Origin of the sequence: Rathayibacter sp. PhB152 (assembly GCF_003751395.1) — a bacterium.
GTDB lineage: Bacteria > Actinomycetota > Actinomycetes > Actinomycetales > Microbacteriaceae > Rathayibacter > Rathayibacter festucae.
Genome location: NZ_RJUT01000001.1, coordinates 713,063 through 729,046, shown reverse-complemented (window position 1 = coordinate 729,046; position 15,984 = coordinate 713,063). Strand labels below are relative to the sequence as shown.

Here is a 15,984-nt window from a genome sequence, read left to right as displayed (position 1 = left end):
CAGCGGGCGTATCGAGATCCGCCGCCCGCTAGAACAGCCCGCGCGGCGACTCCACCGAGGCGAGGACGCCGGGGGCTGCCACGATCGTCAGGCGGGCGACCTCGTCGGCCGCCAGCTCGGGCAGGCGCTGCGCGAGGTCGAGGAAGCGCTCGACCTCCGCCTCCTCGAGCACGTCGGCCGCGAGGGTGCGGAACTTCGCGACGTACTGCTCGCGGGTGAACGGGTGCGCGCCGAGCGGATGCGCGTCCGCCACCGCGATCTCGTCCACGATCGTCGTGCCGTCGGTGAGCAGGATCTCGACGCGCGCGCCGAACGCCTTCTCCGCCGGGTCGGTCGAGTGGTAGCGGCGGGTCCACTCCGCGTCCTCCTCCGTCGTCGTGCGCTGCCAGAGCGCGACGGTGTCGGGGCGGGCGGCGCGCTCGGGGGCGTAGCTGCGCTCGTGGTGCCAGGCGCCGTCCTGCAGCGCGACCGCGAAGATGTACGGCACGGAGTGGTCGAGCGTCTCGCGGGACGCCGTCGGGTCGTACTTCTGCGGGTCGTTCGCGCCGGAGCCGATCACGTAGTGGGTGTGGTGCGAGGTGTGCAGGACGATCCGCTCGACGCGCTCGGGATCGGCGGCCTCGGGGTGCGCGTGGTGCAGGCGGCGGGCCAGGTCGATCAGCGCCTGCGCCTGGTACTCGGCCGAGTGCTCCTTCGTGTAGGTGTCGAGGATCGCCCGCTTGGCCTCGCCCGCGTCGGGCAGCGGTACGTCGTAGGAGGCGTCGGGGCCGTCGAGCAGCCAGGCGATCACGCCGTCCTCGCCCTCGTAGATCGGCGACGGGCTGGTCTCGCCGCGCATCGCCCGGTCGACGGCCTCGATCGCCGCCTTGCCGGCGAAGGCGGGGGCGTACGCCTTCCAGCTCGAGATCTCGCCCTTGCGCGACTGCCGGGTCGCGGTGGTGGTGTGCAGCGCCTGGGCGATCGCCTGCTCGATCACGGCGACGTCGAGGCCGAGCATCGTGCCGAGTCCGGCCGCGGCCGAGGGGCCGAGGTGCGCGACGTGGTCGATCTTGTGCCGGTGCAGGCTGATCGCGCGGACGAGGTCGACCTGGATCTCGTAGCCGGTGACGATGCCGCGGACCAGCCGGGCGCCGTCGATGCCCGCGTGCTGGGCGACGGCGACCAGCGGCGGGATGTTGTCGCCGGGGTGCGAGTACTCGGCCGCGAGGAAGGTGTCGTGGTAGTCGAGCTCGCGGACCGCGACGCCGTTCGCCCAGGCGGCCCACTCGGGCGAGACGCGGCGGCCCGGGTCGACGCCGAACACCGTGGCGCCCTCGCCGCCGATGGAGGCGGGGTGGGCCAGCGCCTGCGAGCGCGCGGCGACGACGGGGCGGCGCACCAGCGACGCGGCGGCGACGGCCGCATTGTCGATGACGCGGTTGACGACCATCTCGGCGACCTCGGCCTCGACCTCGACGGGATCGGCGGCGACCTCGGCCAGGGCGTGCGCGAGCTGCCCGTGGCGCGGGAGGTCCTCGTCGCTGCGGTGGACGCGGACGTGGTGTTCGTGCACGGGGGCTCCTTCGGCTCGTCCCTGCCAATCTAGCGGCGGGGCCGCCGGGCAGACTGTCGGCATGACCGCCACCCGCGTGGCCGCGTTCGACTGCGGCACCAACTCCCTCCGGCTCCTGATCGCGGACGTCGAGGACGGCCGCCTCGTCGACGTCCTCCGCCGCACCGAGCTCGTCCGGCTCGGCCACGGCGTGGACCGCACCGGCCGCTTCGACCCCGAGGCGCTCGCGCGGACCCTCGCCGTGACCCGCGAGTACGCGGAGCTGGTCCGCGAGGCCGGCGCCGAGCGCGTCCGGTTCGTCGCCACCTCCGCCACCCGCGACGCGGCCGACCGCGAGGACTTCCTCGGCGCGGTCGAGCGGATCATCGGCGTCCGCCCCGAGACGATCAGCGGCGAGGAGGAGGCGGCCCTCTCCTTCCGCGGCGCACTCTCGGCCGTCGACGCGCCCCAGCCCGTCCTGGTCGTGGACCTCGGCGGCGGCTCGACGGAGCTGGTGCTCGGTGGAGCGGAACCGGAGCAGGCGCACTCGATGGACGTGGGCAGCGTCCGGCTCACAGAGCGCCACCGTTCCGGGGGCGGTGCGCCGACCGCGGAGCAGCGGGCCGCGATCCGCGCCGACGTCCGCCGCGCACTGGCCGCCTCCCCCGTCGACCTCTCGGCCGCGCGCAGTGTCGTCGGCGTCGCGGCGACGGTCCTGACCGTCACCGCGCACGTCCTCCGCCTCGAGGCCTACGACCGCGATGCGCTCGAGGCGACCCTGCCGATCCGCGACGTCCTCGCCGCCTGCGACGAGCTCGCCGCGCTCTCCCCCGCCGAGACCGCCGCCCTCCCCTACGTCCGCGCCGGCCGCGAGGACGTCCTCGGCGCCGGCGCCGCGATCTGGGCCGAGGTCCTCCGCGCCGTCCAGGAGGCCTCCCCCGCCGTGACGACGGTGACGACGACCGCCCACGACATCCTCGACGGCCTGGCCCTCACCCTCTGACCCCCTGCACCTCTGATCCCCCTCCGCGAGATGCCACTTATGAGCGCGACACGCCGCAGAACGAGCGCACAAGTGGCATCTCGCGGGAGGGGTCAGCGCGTGAGGGTGCTGCCGGAGTCGTGGGGGAGGCGGGCGGCGGCGATCAGGGGGACGAGGGTCAGCACGGCCAGCGTCAGGAAGGCGAAGCGGTAGGGGACGAGGCCGGGGCCGAACGCGGAGCCCGCGGCCAGCGCGATGCCGCCCGCGGCGACGCCGAAGCCCGCGGCGATCTGCTGGGTCGTCGCGCTGAGGGTGTTCGCGCCGGACATCCCCTCGGGCGCCACCTCGGCGAAGGTGACCGTGTTGTAGGCGGTGAAGCCGGCCGAGCGCGCGACCCCGCTGAGCACCAGCAGCGCCACGATCGCCGGGATCGGCACGTCCGGATCGAGGAACGCCATCGCGACCATGCAGGCGATGCCGACGACGTTCGCCGCGACGAGCACCCCGCGGAAGCCGACCGTGTGCAGGAGCCAGGTCGTCGCCGGCTTGATCGCCAGATTGCCGACGAAGAGCGCGAGCACGATCGAGCCGGCCTGCACCGCGTTCCAGCCGAAGGCGTCCTGGAAGAGCAGCGGCAGCAGGAACGGCACCGCGTTGATCGTCGCCCGGTAGAGCGAGCCGCTCGCGTTCGCCACCCGGAACGTGGAGAAGCGGAACGCGTCCAGCGGCACCAGCGGGTGCGGCGTGCGGCGCAGGTGCCGCACCGCGACGGCGGTGACGAGCGCGCCGGTCACGGCCAGGCCGAGCGCGACGGTGTCCGAGCCGCTGCCGGTCACGAAGCCGGTCGCGCCGACCAGCGCGCCGAGTCCGACCGCGACCAGGAGCAGGCCGACGACGTCCAGTGGAGGCGGTGAGGCCTCGACGCCGGCCGGGATGATCCGCCGCGCGATCACGAAGGCGACGACGCCCAGCGGCAGGTTGATCAGGAAGATCCAGTGCCAGGAGGCGTAGGTCGTCAGCAGCCCGCCGACGAAGGGCGCGAGGATCGGCGCGACCAGCCCCGGCCAGACCAGGATCGCGATGGCGCGGATGATCCCCTCCCGCGGCGTGACGCGCAGCACCGCGAGCCGGCCGACCGGCACCATCAGCGCGCCGCCGACGCCCTGCAGCACGCGGGCCGCCACGAGCAGCGGCAGGGTCGGGCTGAGCGCGCAGAGCAGCGAGGCGAGCGTGAACACCGCGATCGCGGTCGTGAAGACCCGGCGCACGCCGAAGCGCTCGCTCAACCAACCGGAAGCGGGGATCAGCACCGCGACGGTCAGCAGGAACGCGGTGACGGTGATCGCGACGGCGGCGGAGTCGACGCCCAGGTCGGCGCCGATCGCGGGCGCCGCGGTGGTGACGATCGTCGCGTCGAGGTTCTCCATGAAGAAGCAGCCCGCGACGAGGAAGGCGATCGCGCGCTGACGGCGGGGATCCAGGGCGGGCCTCCTGCGGGGACGGGTGCGGCGGGGCGGGCGCCGGGACGACAAGGGCGAGCGTAGCGCGCGGCCCGGCAGCGACTCCGCCTCCACCGCATCCGGGCCCGGTACCGTCGAGGGCATGAGCGACTCCGAGAACCGCACCGTCCAGCTCCGCCGCTACGAGCTCGTCGACGGGGTGATGGACGACTTCCTGGCCTGGTACCGCGCGAAGATCGTCCCCGCCCGCGCCGCGCACGGCTTCACGATCGAGTTCGCCTTCGCCGACCGCGAGGTGAACGAGTTCGTCTGGGCCGTCAGCACCCCCGGCGACGCGGAGGCGTTCGCCGAGATCGAGAAGGCCTACCTCGCCTCGCCCGAGCGCGAGGCCGCCTTCGCCGGCGAGCCGACGCGCGTGGCCGTGCACCACGTCCGGCTCGTCGAGCGCATCGTCTGAGCGGGGCGGGGCGGCGTTTCGTCAGAAGATCCGGATGCGGAAGCGATCCGCAACCGTCCTGAGGTCGTCATCGGTGACGAGGACGGGCTCGACGGCACGAACGAGCACACGGTGCGCGTCGGGATGGTCGAGCCAGAGCGCTCTGCACCACGCGGCGCCGTGCTTGCTGCCGAAGTGGACGCCGAGCGGTGTCCCGCCGGTGTCGAGTGTCAGTCCGTGCAGATGCTCGGCGATCCGGGTCGTGACGGCGCGATCCTCGCAGCGCAGTGTGCCGGTGGTGAGGTGCGGGACCTGCAGTTCGGCGAGGAGTGTGCCGATCGCGCGCTCGATCGACGCGAGCGAGTCGGGGTGCTCGACGTCGACGAGCCATCCCGAGTCCGGGAGCGCGGCGAGGATCATCGCCCGGTCGTAGCGCCAACCCGCGGGGACCGCTCCGAGGCCCATGAAGTCTCGCTCGGACCACTCGCGCGCGATCTCCTCGACGTACTCCTCGAGCGTGACCCCGGCGTAGTCGGCGTCTCGAGCGAGTGCGTCGTCGATCCCGTTGGCCCGTTTGAAACCGGAGAGCACCTCGGCGTACGCCGCCGTCCGAGTCTCGGCGAGGTAGAACGTCTGGCCGAGTACGTCGTAGCGTCCCCACTCGTGACGGGATCGTGCCGCGGCGTCACGAGGAGCCCCCGACAGCGGCGGGTGGACCCTCTTGCCGACGTGGTACCCCTGGGCTCCCGGGTCCGAGACGAGTCGGAGTCCGGTGACCGAGCAGGTACGAGCGACTGTCACGCGTCGGCGGTTCCGGCGATGAAGGACTCGACGGCCGCGGCGACATCGCTGTGGCGCCCCTCGCGGATCGCGGTGATCGGCGTGCTCTCACCGAGGTGCGGGTTCCCTCCGATGAACCACTGCCGTGCGACGTGGTCGCCGTCGGCAGCGGAGAGAAGCGTCCACTGACGATGCGCGAAGATCAGCCGGTTGGCGGCCTCCGAGCGCGGCTCCGGTCCGTCGGCCTTGGCCCAGCGGAGGGGCAGCTTGCGATCCTTCGTTCCCGCCAGGCCTGCCACGAGCGTCGGGCCCAGGGCCGCAGTGAGCTCGCGTGCGATGTCATGGATGTCCATGCGCAGGGTGCGACCGTGCTGAGCAGCGGGGGTGAGGATCTCCATGCAGGGAAGCCTACTCACGAGGCCCCCTGAAAACCACCGGAATACCACCGTGCGCAGTGAGCCTTCGACACGGTGAGCACGGCTGAGCGGCTCGGAGGTCCAGCGGTGGAGCGACACTCCGCGAAGGTCGGAGAATCACGATGCCGGCGCCTCTCGCTAGCTCCGGGCGCGGCGCGCGACGGCGAGGACGGCCCGGAGCGCCAGCGAGCCGACGGCGATCGAGGCGACGGTTCCGAGCAGCCGCGGCAGGACGTGCTTCGGCGAGTCCAGCCCCGCGCGGTCCTTCGGCGAGGCCAGCGCGGCCGGCTGCAGGGTGCGGCCGTTGGCGCCCGCCTCGGCCATGTGCGCGAGCCGGCGGAGCGTCTCGATGTTGCGCACCCAGAGGAACGAGTGCAGCAGCGGCTTCGGGATCAGCGTGCCCGGGCCCTTCACCGCCGTCTCGTGGATGCGGACCCTGCAGCCGTCGCGGTGCGGCTCGACCTCGAGGCGGACGCGCGCCTCGCCCATCGGCCAGCCGGCCGCCTGGATGATGAAGCGGCTCGACGGGTCCCACTCGAGGACCGTCGTCTCGTCGTCGATCACCAGCGGCCAGACGCCGAAGGAGTGGTGCAGCTTCGAGCCGACGTGCGGCCAGTCTCGGCCGACCCGACGCATCCGGGACGAGCCGACGACCCAGGAGGGGAAGAGCCAGCCGGACGCGAAGACGGCGAAGACGGACTCGGGCGGGCAGTGGAAGACGCGGGTGTTGCGGGACATCGCGGGCTCCTTGTCATGAGGGCGGGGTCGGGCGGGTCGTGCCGCCCGACCCTCAGGGTGCCAGATCGGGCGAGCGGTTCTGATCGGGCGAGGGCGACAGATCGGGCGCCCGCCGGATCCCGAACTCGTGCCGGAGCGCGCTGCGGGCGGCGTGCCAGCCTGCCATCCCGTGCACGCCCGGGCCGGGCGGCGTCGAGGACGAGCAGAGATAGAGCCCCTTCGCGGGCGTGCGCCACGGGTCGGAGGAGGGGATCGGCCGCGAGAGCAGCTGCGTGACGCTCGCCGCTCCGGCCGCGATGTCGCCGCCGATGTAGTTCGGGTTCCAGGCCTGCATGTCGCGGGCCGTCATCGAGGACACGGCGAGGACGCGGTCGCGGAATCCCGGGGCGAAGCGCTCGATCTGCGCGGTGATCGCCTCGCGCTGGTGCGCCGGCGAGTCGCGCGGCACGTGCGTGTACGCCCAGAGGACCTGCTTGCCCTCCGGCGCGCGGGTCGGGTCCAGCACGGAGGGCTGCGAGACCAGCACGTACGGGTTCTCGCTGTGCCGGCCCTGGACGACGTCGCGCTCGGCCGCGGCGATCTCGGCGCGGGTGCCGCCGACGTGCAGGGTGCCGGCTCCGGCGAGCTCCGGGTCGGTCCAGGGGACGGGCCCGTCGAGCGCGAAGTCGACCTTGGCGACGCCGTTGCCGTAGCGGAACATCCGCAGCGCGGAGGCGTAGGGGCCGGGCAGGCGGTCGCCGGCGAGCGCGAGGAGGGCCCTCGGCGTGAGATCGAGCAGCACGGCGCGCGCGCTCGGCAGCTGCGAGAGCGAGGTGATCTCCACTCCGGTCTCGATGGTGCCGCCGTGAGCGCGGAGGTCGGCCGCCATCGCGTCGACGATCGCCTGGCTGCCGCCGACCGGCACCGGCCAGCCGCGCGCGTGCGCGTAGGAGCCGAGCGCGAGCGCCGCGGCGGCCGTGGACAGGCTCGGCATCGGCCGGATCGCGTGCGCCGCGACGCCCGCGAACATGGCGGGCGCGACCTCCTCGCGGAACCGCGCGTTCCAGAGCGGCGAGCCCTGCTCGAGCACGCGCAGGCCGAAGCGGAGCAACACCGAGGGGTCGGTCGGGATCTTCAGCAGGGCGTCGTTGGTGAAGCCCGCGACGCGGTCCGCGCGCTCGGCGAGCGGACCCATCAGCGAGCGCCAGGCCGCACCGTCGCGCCCCAGTGCCGCGGCGGTCCGCTCGAGGTCGCGGTAGGCGATGCCCGAGCGGCCGCCGTCGAGCGGGTGCGCGTAGGAGATCTCGGGCAGCCGCAGGTCGATCCGCCGGTCGAGCCGGAACCGGCGGAAGAACCCGGAGGCGAGCGCCATCGGGTGCACGGCCGAGCCGATGTCGTGGTGGAAGCCGGGCAGCGTCAGCTCGGCGGTCCGGGCGCCGCCGCCGAGGGTCTCGTTGCGCTCGTAGACTGCGACCGAGAGCCCGGCGCGGGCCAGGGTGACCGCGGCGGAGAGCCCGTTGGGGCCGGAGCCGACGACGACGACGTCGACCACGTCACTTCCTCCGCAGGGCCGCGACCGCGCCGACCAGGCCGGCCGCGCCGAGCACGGCCGCTCCGGCGTAGCTCGCCGCGCGGTGGCGGATCATCCAGATCTGCGGCGTCATCGTGTGCGCGCGGTCGCTGAAGAGGCCGCGGGCGCCGTGGTCGCCGGGGACCGGCTCGTAGACGTTGTTCGGGAGCATCGGCTCCTTCTTGTCCGGCGCCTGCTGGCCGTCGAAGGCGCTGCGGGCCAGGTACCAGTCCATGAAGGCGCCGGCGAAGCGGTCGCCCAGGATGGTGCCGGCCGTCGGCTCGCCGACCCAGGTGCGCCGGCGCGGCTTGTCGGCGACGTCGGCGATCGCGATCGCGCCGACCTCGGGCTCGTAGATCGGCGGCACCGGCTGCGGGTGGTGCGGCAGCTGCGACTTCACCCAGTTGAACTGGATGGTGTTGAGCGCGGGCATGTCGACCTCGGAGAGCCGAATCCTGCTTTTCGAGTGCAGCAGCTCGGCGGTGACCGCCTCGGTGAAGCCGCGGGCGCCGAACTTCGAGGCGCAGTAGGCGGCCTGGAGCGGGATGCCCCGGTGCGCGAGCGCCGAGCCGACCTGGATGACGTGGCCGCGGCCGCGCGGGGTCATCCGCGAGAGCGCCGCGCGGGTGCCGTTGACGAAGCCGAAGAAGTTGACCGCGACGGCGCGCTCGAAGTCGGCCGGCTCGGTCGAGAGGAACTCGCCGAAGACGCCGACCATCGCATCGTTGACCCAGAGCTCGATCGGCCCGAGCTCGGCCTCGATCCGGTCGGCGGCCGACTCGACGGCCTCGCGGTCGGCGACGTCGGTCGGGATCGTCAGACCGCGGCGGCCGGCCTGCTCGATCTCGGCCAGCGTGGCCGCGAGACCGTCCTCGCCGCGGGCGAGCACGGCGACGTCCCAGCCGCGGGAGGCCAGCTCGCGGACGGTGGCGCGGCCGAGACCGGCGGTGCCACCGGTGACGACGGCGACGCCGCGGCTCATGCGCGGGCTCCGGGGGCGGGGGTGCGGGGGTTCTGCGTCATGGTCGAGCTCCTTCGTGAGGGCGCCGGAGGCGGCTTGCTGCTCCTCCACGGTAGGCGGCACCGGAGGCGCGCCGCGCGGGGTTGCGCACGATCGGTGGGAGCATCGCAGGACCACCGCCTGGGGAGGAGCCTCGGCCACCTCCCGATCCGCCCAGCGATCATCCAGACCGCACCCAGACGTCGGCGCCAGACTGACCGCCGCCGCGCCCCGCGCGACCCCGCCCCTCGACGACCGGACCGACCCATGAACGCACTCCTCGGGCTCAGCCTCGTCTCCGGTCCGGTGGTGGTCGCGGTCTACGCGGTGTCGGGTCTCGCCCTGCTCCTGCTCGTCCTCGCCTTCGCGCGCTCCGCCCGCCGCGGTCGCCGCCGCCGCCTGGCGCTGGCCGCGGCCGTCCTGCTCCTGGGCCTGCTCGGCGGCTGGGCGCTCGGCGGACTGCTCGGCGGCACCGGCGGACTCTTCGGCGTCGATTTCACCCCCGTCACGCGAGTGTGGATCGGGCTCGGTCTGGGCGGACTCGCCGTGGCGCTGATCGTCCTGGTGCACGCCCTCGTCCGCCGGCGCGGCCGCCGGGTGCTGGCCTCGGCGCTCGTCGGCGTCCTCGTCGTCGCGACCGCGGCGATGACCGTCAACATCGACTTCGGCCAGTACCCGACCGTCCGCAGCCTCCTGGGCATCAGCGCCTACCCGACCGTGGCCGATCCGATCCCGACGCCCGCCGGCGAGCACGCCTCGCTCGACAGCTGGACCGCCCCCGCCGGGATGCCGACCGCGGGCAGCGTCACCAACGTGGCGATCCCCGCCACGAAGTCCGGCTTCCCCGCCCGGGACGCCGTCGTGTACCTCCCGCCGGCCGCCCTGACCGAGGACCCGCCGCTGCTGCCGGTGATGATGATGCTCTCCGGCCAGCCCGGATCGCCGTCCGACCCGCTCGCCGTCGAGCACCTGCAGCAGACCCTGGACACCTACGCGGCCGCGCACGCCGGCCTCGCCCCGATCGTGGTCTCGCCCGACCAGCTCGGCGACCCGACGGCGAACCCCATGTGCATCGACTCGCCACTCGGGAACTCCGCGACCTACCTCACCGTCGACGTGCCGAACTGGATCCGCGCCAACCTGCCGGTCCTCGGCGACGCGCACGACTGGGCGATCGGCGGCCTCTCGCAGGGCGGCACCTGCGCGATCCAGCTCGGCGCCGGCTACCCGCAGATCTTCGGCAACATCGTCGACGCGTCCGGCGAGCTCGCCCCGACGCTCGGCGACGACGCGACCACCATCCAGCAGGGCTTCGGCGGCGACGCGGCGGCGTACGAGGCGGCCAAGCCCGCGGCGATCCTCGCGAAGAACGCGCCCTACAAGGACTCGTTCGCGGTCTTCGGCGTCGGTGCGAACGACACCTCGTTCCTCGCCGGAGTCCAGACCCTGCACGCCGCCGCGCAGGCCGCCGGGATGGACACCACCTACCTCGAGGTGCCGGACAGCGCGCACGACGCGACGGCGTGGTCGACGACCTTCGACAAGGGCGTCGAGCTGCTGACGGCGCGCTGGAACCTGGTCCCCGCGTCCTAGGCGCTCGCGACCGCCGGCAGCACCCCCGCCGCCGTGCCGGAGACGACGAGATCCGCCCGATCGCGGGTCGCCTCGATCAGGACGGCGTTCGCGCCGTCGACGTCCGCCGCCCAGGCCGACGCCGCCTCCGGAGCGCGACCGAAGGACACGTGCCGGTCGACCAGCCGCTCGAAGCGCTCCGACTCGGGGGTCGCGCAGAACCAGGCCTCGTCGAACTCCGCGCGCAGCAGCGCCCAGGGCCCGTCGTCCACCAGCAGGTAGTTGCCCTCGACCACCACCAGCGTCGCCTCGGGCCGGACGGCGAGCGAGCCCGCCACGCCCTCGTCGACCGTGCGCTCGAACGTCGGCGCGTAGACCACGTGGTCGGTCTCGGCGCCCAGCCGCCGCACCAGGGCGAGGAAGCCCCAGCCGTCGAAGGTGTCGATGGCACCCTTGCGCCCGTGCCGGCCGAGCTCGTCGAGCATCGCGTTCGCCAGGTGGAAGCCGTCCATCGGCACGAAGGCCGCGGTCCCCTCCCCCGCCAGCTCGTTCGCGCGGGCGACCACGGCCCGGGCGAGAGTGGTCTTGCCCGCGCCCGGGCTGCCCGCGAGGGCGAGGACCGCTCGCCGTCCGGACCTGCGGAGCGCGAGCGCCCGGCGGGCCAGCTCGTCGAGGTCAGGCGTCGCCACGGGTGCCCTCGAGCGCGTTGACGAGGAACGCGTGCGCGTGCCGGGCGAGGGCGGGGCCGTCGTTCCAGAGGTTCCGCCAGACGGCGAGGTCGTTCGAGAGCGTCGGCGAGACGACGGCCGAGGAGAAGGACTCGAAGGTGATCGGCCCGCGGTAGTCGATGGCCGCGAGGGCGTGGAAGAAGCTGGTGAAGTCGAGGTGCCCGCTGCCGAGGTAGCCGCGGTGGTTCTCACCGATGTGCACGTAGCCGAGGCGGTCGCCGACGAGCAGCACCGGGCGGAAGAAGTCGTCCTCCTCGATGTTCATGTGGTACGTGTCGAGGTGGATCAGGACGTTGTCGGCGCCGATGTCGTCGGCGAGTCGCAGGGCCTCGGCGGCGGTGTTGATGACGTTGGTCTCGTAGCGGTTGCAGATCTCGAGACCGAGGGTCATGCCCTTGCCGGCGGCCTCCGCGGCGAGGTCCGTCAGCACCGAGACCACGTTGGCGCGGCCCGCGGTCGACAGCGGCGCGCTGTACTTGCCGAGCGCGCTGTAGAGCGCGCCGGTGAAGTGCGTGCCACCGAGCGCATGAGTGGTCTCGAGCGAGTCGGCGAGCAGCTTCGCGCCGCGGGCCACCACCTCCGGGTCGTCGCTGGAGACGTCGGCCGAGAACGCGAGGCCGCGCGAGCAGACGATGCCGAGGTCGTTCGCCTCGAGGGCGGCGCGGGCGGAGGCGGTGTCGAGGTTCTCGACGTCGTGCAGCGAGAGCTCCAGCAGGTCGAAACCGGCGGCCTTCGTCTGCTCGATCGTGCTCGTGACTTCGGCGGGCGTGGTGCCGCCGGCGAAGACGAGGGCGTGCACTCCGAGGGGGTTCGTGGGCATGGTGGTACTCCTGGTTCGGTCGAAGGATCGAGAGGTCGAGAGGTCGAGATCGAGAGGTCGGGATCGAGAGGTCGGGATCGAGAGGTCGGGGGGTCCGGTCGCGGCGTCAGGCCGCGGCGGACCTCGAGGTGTCGAGCAGGCCCGCGAGGAACGCGTGGCCCGAGGTCGCGAGGGCGACCGGGTCGTGCCAGAGCTCGCGCCAGAGGCCCATCGCCTCGGCGGACGCGGTCGGCTGGATCCGCGGCGAGAAGCTCTCGAGCGTGAGCGGGCCGCGGTAGCCGGAGGCCGTGAGCGCCGCGACGAGTCCGGTCCAGTCGGTGCTGCCGGTGCCCAGCTCGCCGCGGTGGTTCTCGGAGGCGTGCAGGTAGCCGAGGGCGCCGCCCGCGTCGCGGACCGCGCTCTCCAGGTCGACCTCCTCGAGGTGCGCATGGAAGGTGTCGAGGTGCAGCAGCACGTTCGGAGCGCCGAGCTCGTCGAGGAAGGCGACCGTCTGCGCCGCCGTGTTCAGCAGATTGCTCTCGTAGCGGTTCACGTACTCCGCTCCGAGCGCGATGCCCGACGGCGCGGCCGCCGCGGCGACCCTCCGCAGCACCGCGAGCGAGCGCTCCCGTGCGGCGGCGTCGGCCGCGTGCTCGTACTTGCGCATCGCCGAGTACGTGACGCCGCCGACGTACCGGGCGCCGATCGCCTCCGCGAAGCGCACGGCGTCGAGGAGGCGCTCCTCGCCGCGGGCCGAGACCGCCGCGTCGGCGGCGGTGATGTCGGAGTCGGCGTCGAGCGCGAGCGAGACGACGGCGTCGATCCCGTGCTCGTCGAGCAGGGCTCCGCTCCATGCAGCGGCGGCGGGGTCGCCGGGCGCGGGGATCTCGATCAGGTCGAAGCCGATCGCGGCGGCCGCGGCGATCGCGCGCCGGCCCGACTCCCTGGTCCAGTCGCCGGTCAGCAGGCCGGCGTGCACGCCCAGCGGGGAGGAGCGCTCGGGGCTCCCGCGGTGCACGAGCGAGGGCCGCATCAGGCGGCCTTCGCGCCGGTGATCAGCGAGACGAGCTCGTCGCCGCTGGTCTCGGCGGTGCGGCGCCCGGCGACCGCAAGACCGGCGCGCATCACCCAGACCTGGTCGCTGAGCCGCATGACCTGGTCGAAGTTGTGGCTGATGAGCAGCACGGCGACGCCGGCGTCGCGGAGCTTGAGGATGATCTTCTCGACCCGGGCCGTCTCCTGCACGCCGAGCGCCGCGGTCGGCTCGTCCATGATCACGATCTTGCTGCCCCACCCTGCGGCGCGGGCGATGGCGACGGCCTGGCGCTGGCCGCCGGAGAGGCGGCGGACCTTGCTGGTCACCGGCGGGACGTTGACGGCCAGATCGCCGAGCAGCTCCTGCGCGGTCCGCTTCATCTGCGCCCGGTCGAGGAACCGCAGGCCGGGCACGCCCTTGGTGAGCTCGCGGCCGAGGAAGAAGTTCTGCCAGACGGCCAGGTCCTCCACGAGCGCGAGGGTCTGGTGCACCGTCTCGATCCCGCCGTCGCGAGCACCGAGCGGCGAGGTGAAGTGGACGACGTCGCCGTCGAGCACGATGGTTCCGGAGTCGGCGGGGTGCACGCCGGAGAGGCAGCGGACGAGCGTCGACTTGCCGGCGCCGTTGTCGCCGATCAGGGCGGTGATCTCGCCGCGGCGCATCGAGATCGACGCGCCCTTGAGCGCGTGGACGCCGCCGAAGGACTTCTTGATGTCGGTCGCCTCGAGCAGGAGGTCGCTGGTCATGGCGGGGCTCACTTCTTCTGGTAGCGGGTGATGAGGGCGGCGAGCACGACGACCAGGCCGACGGCGAGGGGCTGGTAGAACTGCGAGACGCCGAGCAGGGTCAGGCCGTTCGTCAGCGCGGTGAGCAGGAACGCACCGATGATCGGGCCGACGATCTTGGCCTTGCCTCCGGTGAGGCTCACGCCGCCGAGCACGACGGCCGCGATCGAGTTGAGCAGGTACTGCGTGTTGATCGCGGGCTCCGCGGCGCCGACGCGGGCGACCAGGAGCAGCGAGCCGATGCCGGCGAGGACCGCCGCGATGATGTACACCGCGATGCGCACCCGGCCGGCCTTGATGCCGTTCGCGACAGCGCTCTCCTCGTTGCCGCCGACCGCCTGCACGTGCAGGCCGAAGCGGGTGCGGAACATGACCACCCAGGCCACGACTCCGATGACCGCGGCGAGGATGATCGGGTAGCCGATGATCCCGATCGAGCCGGTGGTCAGCGTCAGCAGCTCGGGGCTGCCGACGGTGATCGGCTTGCCGTCGGAGGCGATGAGCGCGAGTCCCGTCGCCACCGACAGCGTGCCGAGGGTCGCGATGAAGTCCGTGACCTTGCCGCGGGCGATGAGGAGGCCGTTGATCACGCCGATCACGCCGGCGAAGAGCAGGGCCGCCAGCGCCGAGAGCCAGAAGCCCCAGCCCCCGCTCCAGGCGAGGCCGAAGCCGACCGCGCCGACCGTCATCGTCGCCGAGATCGACAGGTCGATGCCGCCGGTCGTGATGACGAACGACTGGCCGATCGACAGGATCACCAGGATCGCCGCCGCGACGAGCATCGCCTTGATGTTGCCGAGGCTGAGGAAGGTCGGCGTCGCGATCGAGAACACGATCACCAGGGCGACGAGCCCGATGGGAGCGGCGTTCTCGGCCCAGAAGCTGAGCTGTCGGAGGTTCGCGAGCAGCGGCGCGGCGCTGATCGGGCTGGGGGAACGAGCGGGGACTGTGGTCATGGTCGCTTCCTGGGTCGCGGAGGGCGCGTCGGGCCGGGTGGCGTCGGGCTGGGTGGCGTCGGGCTGGTGCGCGTCGGGCTAGTCGCTGGGGACGAGGTCGGCCAGCGGGTTGTCGAACTCCTCGAACGGGGCGGGGAACGCCGCGAGTGCCTTGTCGGCGGTGTCGGAGGTGACGAGCGCGGTGGGCGACTCGATCTCGGCGGGGATGCTCTCGCCGCCCTGCACTGCCTCGCACGCCTGCACGCCGAGCTGGCCGATCGCGTAGGGGTACTGCGCCACGGTCGCGGTCAGCCCACCGTCCTTCACGGACTGCAGGGCGTCCTCGTTCCCGTCGACGCTGACGACCTGCACGGTGCCGGTGAGGCCCGCGTTCTCGACGGCCTTGACGATGCCGAGGCCCATGTCGTCGTTCGCGGCGAAGAACGCCGTGACGTCGGGGTTCGCGGCGAGGATGTCGGTCGCCTTGGTCAGCGCGATCTCGCGCTTCCAGTCGGCGGCGGCCTCCTGCACGACGGTGAGGTCCGAGCCGATGGCGGCGGTGAAGCCGTCGACGCGGGCGGCGCTGGTGACGTCGCCGGAGATGCCGCCGATGACGGCGACCTTCGAGCCGGCCGGCAGCTGGTCGACGAGGAGGTCGCCGGCCTTGCCGCCCGCGGCTTCGTTGTCGGTGCCGATGTAGGTGGTGACGTCGAGGTTCGCCGCCTTCACGGCGTCCGGGTCGAGCGGGCTGTCGATGTTGACGATCGTCTTGCCGGTCGCCGAGGCGAGGGCCTGCACGAGGTTGGTGCCGCTGATCGGGTTGACGATGATGCAGCCGAAGTCCTGGCCGGCCACGGTGGTCAGCTTGTCCGCCTGACCGGTGGTGTCGCCGATGTCGGCGGCGGCCTGGACCGAGACGTCCACGCCGTCGTCCTTCGCGGTGGCCTCGATCCCGTTCTCCATCGCCTGGAAGAAGGGGTTGTCGAGGCCCTTGATCACTGCGGCGACCTTGGCCGAGCCGCCGCCGGAGGCGGCGTCCCCGGTACCGGAGGAGGCGCAGCCGGTGAGCAGGAGAGCGAGGGCGCCGACCGGTGCGAGGACGGGGAGGAGTCGGCGGGCGGCCGTCGCGCGGTTCATCTTTGAAGACATCGTCATCCTTGAAGATCAGGGCACCACTGCGTGCCGATGTGTGAAAACTAGCGCCCCTTTCGCTTGACCGCAACACGAAAGTTAGCCG

Annotated in this window: 16 protein-coding genes; 3 read left to right on the top strand and 13 right to left on the bottom strand. The window is 73.0% G+C overall.

The window, feature by feature from the left end; genetic code table 11:
* Positions 1 to 28: 28 nt before the first annotated feature.
* The gene (locus EDF36_RS03215) at positions 29 to 1,552 is read right to left on the bottom strand and encodes an MmgE/PrpD family protein (protein ID WP_260300498.1); all 1,524 of its coding nucleotides are present in this window, start codon (positions 1,550 to 1,552) and stop codon (positions 29 to 31) included.
* Between the two features lie 61 nt (positions 1,553 to 1,613).
* Here EDF36_RS03215 and EDF36_RS03210 point away from each other — a divergent pair, with 61 nt between their 5' ends.
* Positions 1,614 to 2,534 (top strand): exopolyphosphatase, encoded by a 921-nt coding sequence (locus EDF36_RS03210; RefSeq protein WP_123731860.1) that lies wholly within the window; start codon positions 1,614 to 1,616, stop codon positions 2,532 to 2,534.
* Positions 2,535 to 2,626: 92 nt separating this feature from the next.
* Here the strand turns inward: EDF36_RS03210 and EDF36_RS03205 are convergent, their stop codons facing one another.
* Positions 2,627 to 4,045 carry an MFS transporter gene (locus EDF36_RS03205; protein WP_260300497.1) on the bottom strand — a complete coding sequence of 473 codons (1,419 nt, stop codon included), beginning with the start codon at positions 4,043 to 4,045 and terminating at the stop codon, positions 2,627 to 2,629.
* 70 nt (positions 4,046 to 4,115) lie between these two features.
* Between EDF36_RS03205 and EDF36_RS03200 the strand changes: the two genes are divergently transcribed.
* On the top strand, positions 4,116 to 4,430 hold the full coding sequence (locus EDF36_RS03200; RefSeq protein ID WP_123444696.1) for an NIPSNAP family protein: 315 nt from the start codon (positions 4,116 to 4,118) through the stop codon (positions 4,428 to 4,430).
* A 21-nt stretch (positions 4,431 to 4,451) separates the two neighbouring features.
* Here EDF36_RS03200 and EDF36_RS03195 read toward each other — a convergent pair whose 3' ends face one another.
* The 5 genes from EDF36_RS03195 to EDF36_RS03175 all read right to left on the bottom strand — a co-directional run bounded on the left by EDF36_RS03195 (position 4,452) and on the right by EDF36_RS03175 (position 8,874).
* On the bottom strand, positions 4,452 to 5,210 hold the full coding sequence (locus tag EDF36_RS03195; protein WP_148059956.1) for a hypothetical protein: 759 nt from the start codon (positions 5,208 to 5,210) through the stop codon (positions 4,452 to 4,454).
* Positions 5,207 to 5,587: a hypothetical protein gene (locus EDF36_RS03190; RefSeq protein WP_123701458.1), complete on the bottom strand. Its 381-nt coding sequence runs from the start codon at positions 5,585 to 5,587 to the stop codon at positions 5,207 to 5,209. The genes EDF36_RS03195 and EDF36_RS03190 overlap by 4 nt, the downstream gene beginning before the upstream one ends.
* Positions 5,588 to 5,743: 156 nt before the next feature.
* A complete protein-coding gene (locus EDF36_RS03185; RefSeq protein ID WP_123731858.1) occupies positions 5,744 to 6,343 on the bottom strand; it encodes an SRPBCC family protein in 600 nt (199 codons plus the stop codon).
* Between the two features lie 52 nt (positions 6,344 to 6,395).
* Positions 6,396 to 7,874: an NAD(P)/FAD-dependent oxidoreductase gene (locus EDF36_RS03180; RefSeq protein ID WP_123731857.1), complete on the bottom strand. Its 1,479-nt coding sequence runs from the start codon at positions 7,872 to 7,874 to the stop codon at positions 6,396 to 6,398.
* 1 nt (position 7,875) lies between these two features.
* The gene (locus EDF36_RS03175) at positions 7,876 to 8,874 is read right to left on the bottom strand and encodes an SDR family oxidoreductase (protein WP_123731856.1); all 999 of its coding nucleotides are present in this window, start codon (positions 8,872 to 8,874) and stop codon (positions 7,876 to 7,878) included.
* Between the two features lie 285 nt (positions 8,875 to 9,159).
* Here EDF36_RS03175 and EDF36_RS03170 point away from each other — a divergent pair, with 285 nt between their 5' ends.
* A complete protein-coding gene (locus tag EDF36_RS03170) occupies positions 9,160 to 10,485 on the top strand; it encodes an esterase family protein (protein ID WP_123731855.1) in 1,326 nt (441 codons plus the stop codon).
* Here EDF36_RS03170 and EDF36_RS03165 read toward each other — a convergent pair.
* The 6 genes from EDF36_RS03165 to EDF36_RS03140 form a co-directional block, all read right to left on the bottom strand.
* Positions 10,482 to 11,153: a nucleoside/nucleotide kinase family protein gene (locus EDF36_RS03165; RefSeq protein ID WP_123701450.1), complete on the bottom strand. Its 672-nt coding sequence runs from the start codon at positions 11,151 to 11,153 to the stop codon at positions 10,482 to 10,484. The genes EDF36_RS03170 and EDF36_RS03165 overlap by 4 nt on opposite strands.
* Positions 11,140 to 12,012, bottom strand: a complete 873-nt coding sequence (locus tag EDF36_RS03160) for a sugar phosphate isomerase/epimerase (protein ID WP_123701449.1) — start codon at positions 12,010 to 12,012, stop codon at positions 11,140 to 11,142. The genes EDF36_RS03165 and EDF36_RS03160 overlap by 14 nt, the downstream gene beginning before the upstream one ends.
* 106 nt (positions 12,013 to 12,118) lie before the next feature.
* Entirely contained in the window at positions 12,119 to 13,024 is a 906-nt protein-coding gene (locus EDF36_RS03155; RefSeq protein ID WP_123731854.1) for a sugar phosphate isomerase/epimerase, read from the bottom strand.
* Entirely contained in the window at positions 13,024 to 13,773 is a 750-nt protein-coding gene (locus EDF36_RS03150) for an ATP-binding cassette domain-containing protein (RefSeq protein ID WP_123701445.1), read from the bottom strand. Before EDF36_RS03150 ends, EDF36_RS03155 begins: the two co-directional genes overlap by 1 nt.
* Before the next feature lie 8 nt (positions 13,774 to 13,781).
* Positions 13,782 to 14,768 (bottom strand): ABC transporter permease, encoded by a 987-nt coding sequence (locus EDF36_RS03145; protein ID WP_123701444.1) that lies wholly within the window; start codon positions 14,766 to 14,768, stop codon positions 13,782 to 13,784.
* Between the two features lie 78 nt (positions 14,769 to 14,846).
* A complete protein-coding gene (locus EDF36_RS03140) occupies positions 14,847 to 15,896 on the bottom strand; it encodes a substrate-binding domain-containing protein (RefSeq protein ID WP_221181594.1) in 1,050 nt (349 codons plus the stop codon).
* Positions 15,897 to 15,984 lie beyond the last annotated feature (88 nt).